Source organism: Protofrankia sp. CiT1 (assembly GCF_917627335.1).
GTDB lineage: Bacteria > Actinomycetota > Actinomycetes > Frankiales > Frankiaceae > Protofrankia.
In genome coordinates, this window is the sequence record NZ_CAKJTP010000255.1 from 1 (window position 1) to 3,625 (window position 3,625).

Below are 3,625 nucleotides of genomic sequence, written 5' to 3' on the forward strand. Positions count from 1 at the left end.
CCTAACGCGCCGTTAATGTAACGCTACGATACGCGATGGAAGTAGCGGCGGAAGTGGATTACCGAGACAGTCGGTCGTGCTCGGCTGCTGGCCGCTGATGACGTACTTGCACGGATATCCGTCAACGGCCTCCACATCCTGTTTGGATGCGCTCTTCGGGTCTGGAGACGCCGGCAGATCCTTCTCATCGAGCTTGATCCGAATAACCGCCAGCCGTTTGGACTCCGCTACCTGGGATGTGCCGAAATCGACGCAGCCGGTCGCCCCCGGCCACGCGGTGGCCGTCGAGCTGGCTGTGTCGGCGCACTTCTCGTCCCCAGGGAAAGGCCCTCTCAGCAGCCCCCCGATGTCCTTCATGGTGGCGTCGCGCCGCTTCTTGACGATGTCAACGAACAGTTTCGCCGCATCATAGGCGAGACCGATACGTTCGTCCGGCCACAATGTCTCGGGAACCGGCATCCCGGTCGCCTTGTACATGTCGTCGAGTCTGGTGCAAAAATCCCGCAGAGACGGGCTCACGAACGCTCCGGCGCTGGCGGGAATCTGCCCCTGGAAACAGGCCTTGCCGGCGAGCAGCACGGACGCGCCTTTGGAGACGAACCGGAACACAGCCGTACTGGAATAACCCGCGGCCTGGACCACATAGCGCGACACCGAATCATCGCCGAGAACCAACTGGCCTGGGCCCAGGCAGGGCAGCATATTGTCCACGAACGCGGGAAAGTCGTCATAGCGGCCGGCGTAGAAAATCAGATCATCATTGGGATGCTGCGTCGCGCACTGCGCCCGGAACCAGTCGGCCGTGTTCCCGCCCGGCGCCCAGCCATGTGCGTCGTAGGCGAATCCGGTGGCGGGATCCGCCTGGGCCGCCCTGCGGACTTCATCCTGGATGTCGGCCACCAGGCTGGACAGGTAATAGTCGTCCGCCGGCGGCAGCCCCTGGCCGGTTGGGTCGTCGGACCCCTCCGGGTAGTACACGCTGATCCGCTTCTTCGCGTTCTTCCGCGCGTAGCTGGTGGCCAGCAGAGCCTGCCGCCGGTTGGACGGCACCATCTGGAAGTACGACAGTGGTGAGAAGCTCGGCATGCCATCCCCGGACAGGGTGGTGGCGACCACGGGCACGCCGACTCCTCCGAGGGTGGTGATGGCCCGGCCAGTCTCCGGATTGCTGCGGTCCATGCCGATGACGCCGAGCAGGTTCTCCTCGGGACGGGAGGCCAGCGACAGAAGGTGATCATTTGCCACCTCGTCGGCGTATGTCATGCCGTTGCCGCCGTTGGCGATGACGACACGCAGTGCCACTCTTGCCGGGTTCTCCGACGTGCTCGCACAGCCGCCGGGGGAGCCTTTCACCTGGTTCAGCGCCCGCTGCCAGGTCAGCAGCCCCTCAAGTTCCGCGACCTGCGCGGCTGTCCAGGAGCCATCGGTCTCCCCGGTGAGACCGGCGAAGTAGACCAACGTCACGAGCCGGTACCCGAGCTCCGCGGCCGTACGGTCGTGAAGGATCTTCGCGCACCGGTTCTGCTCGTAGATCTTTTCTTGCACGCTGCGCAGTTCAACGGCATGCGGCGACGTACCGCCGCTGGTGAACGTGTAACCGCCGTCACTGTAGCCGACGCACTGGCCGCCGACCCAGGACAGCGAGGCCGAGCCATCCGCCCGCGACCGGCAGTCAGCCGGGGTGCTGTCCCCGTTTACCTGAGCGATCGTTACACCGACCAGCGCGGCCGTGAGGATGAGCGCGAGCGGGCCGAGCACCCGCCGCCTCGCCCACGATTTCCAGCGGGGCGGCTCCGGGGGTGAGGACCCACCGGACGGGGGCGCTCCTGGGGGCAAGGAGTTACCCGATGGGGGCACGGTCGGCGGGAGTGACATCTGAGTGGCCAGCGATGGCTGGTCCGCGGCGGCGCGGATGTCGTCGTCAAGCCGGAGCGCGATGCCGGAGCGGGTGGTCCACCTCGGGCCGTAGGCCTCGGCCGCGGCACGGGCAAGGTCAAGGGCGAAGGCATGCGCGGACGGCTGGCGTTCCGCCGGGTTTTTGGCCAGCATCCGCATGACGACGTCCGCCAGCGGTGCGGGCACCCCGGCCGGCGGCGGCGGGACGGTGTCGAGGTGGCGCTGCGCCAGCACATGTAATGGCAGTTTCCGGTCGAACGGCGGCGCACCGGCGAACAACTGGTAGAGCACGATCCCGAGGGCGTACAGGTCGGTGGCCGGGGTCAACCGGCCGCCCGTGATCTGTTCGGGAGCCATATAGGCCGCGGTCCCCACAACTCTGCTGGCAGTGGCCCCTGACCCGTCCACGATTTTCGCGATCCCGAAATCAGTGACCTTCAGCAGGCCGGTGACGTCGAACAATATGTTGTCCGGCTTGATGTCACGGTGCAGTACTTTCTGGCTGTGGGCGTAAGCCAGTGCCGCGGCCACCGCCAGGCCCACCGCGCAGGCGTCCTGCGGTGACATGTCCGCTGTCTGGCGGTGGGTCAGCGTCCCGCCGGCCAGCAGCTCCATGACGATCAGATGGAGATCGTCGGTTTCGACATAGTCGTAGACCTGAACGACATGAGGATGGTTCATCGCGGCGAGCAGCTGTGCCTCAGCGGCAAAATCTGCCGTTGCTCGGTCACGGGCCGCATCAAGGACCTTAATGGCCACGGGGCGGTTCAACCCGCGGTGCCGGCCGGCCAGCACCAGCCCGGAGCCGCCCGCGCCAAGCGTGGCGCCGAGGTCGTAGCCGGGGAGCGCATCGGCTACCTGAGCCTTGTCGACAATCATGATGAGAGGACTGCCACGCGTCGGAATCCGTGATTCATTGTCGCGAACCCACCCATCCCCCCGACACGATCCGTCAGCTTGGAGACTCCGGCAATAGGCCTGTCCGGCTCGCGCCGCCCAGGCGGCGCCTCGCGTCGTTGTCGTCGGTCAACGCCCAGCCCAGGGCGCCTCCCTCCGCCGCCTCGCGATCCATCCACCCGGACGCCGCTCCCTGATCGAACGCCCTATTGCCGGAGCCTCTACGTGGCATCCGGTACAGCATCGTTACATGACCCTAGCGCGACAGCCACTACCGGCCACCGGCTGGGAGCCTTGCCGGCCGGGAAACGGTTCCTGACCACGGTGCCCACGCATGGATGGCGCTGGCCATCGGCCACGCCCACCAACCACACTCAGTAGCCACGCTTGCCATCAGTGTTCAGCGTTCAGCGCCGCCGTCACGCCTGTACGCGACGCCACCGTTGTCAGCGGCGCGTCGAGCCGCTCCGGGGTTCGCGATCCATCGATCGGGCGCAAGACCACCGAGCCAGCGGTCGATCTCGGTCCGTCGCCAGACCCTCGTCCCGCCCCAGGTCGCCGTGCGGTTGACCACCGCCACTGGAACGGGCGCGCGAGGGTCGGTCCGCAACCGGTGGTCGACAGCCTGCCGGGTCACCCCGAGAGCAGCGGCGATGTCGGACGACCCCACGAACATCGGCAGCTCGGCCACGAACGCTGACGATAGCCCGCCTGTGCCCGTCAGAGACCATGATCGGACCACTCGTGGGCAAGCACCCGCCGCGCGGACGCGCTGCGCACGGATCAGGCCGCCTGCCTCCAGGACGGCTGTCCATCGGACGGTCCGACCAGC

At 67.0% G+C, this 3,625-nt stretch carries 2 protein-coding genes; both read right to left on the minus strand.

Going from position 1 to position 3,625, the window contains the following annotated elements:
• Positions 1-12: 12 nt before the first annotated feature.
• Positions 13-2,775, minus strand: a complete 2,763-nt coding sequence (locus tag MJ785_RS21010) for a serine/threonine-protein kinase (protein WP_239344823.1) — start codon at positions 2,773-2,775, stop codon at positions 13-15.
• A 418-nt stretch (positions 2,776-3,193) separates the two neighbouring features.
• The coding region (locus MJ785_RS21015; protein WP_370653020.1) for a hypothetical protein at positions 3,194-3,625 on the minus strand (432 nt) is incomplete at its 5' end.

What these genes read in the sequence shown, in the direction of transcription:
- MJ785_RS21010 (WP_239344823.1), bottom strand. Translation starts at nt 2,775, where the DNA reads ATGATTGTCGACAAGGCTCAGGTAGCCGATGCGCTCCCCGGCTACGAC.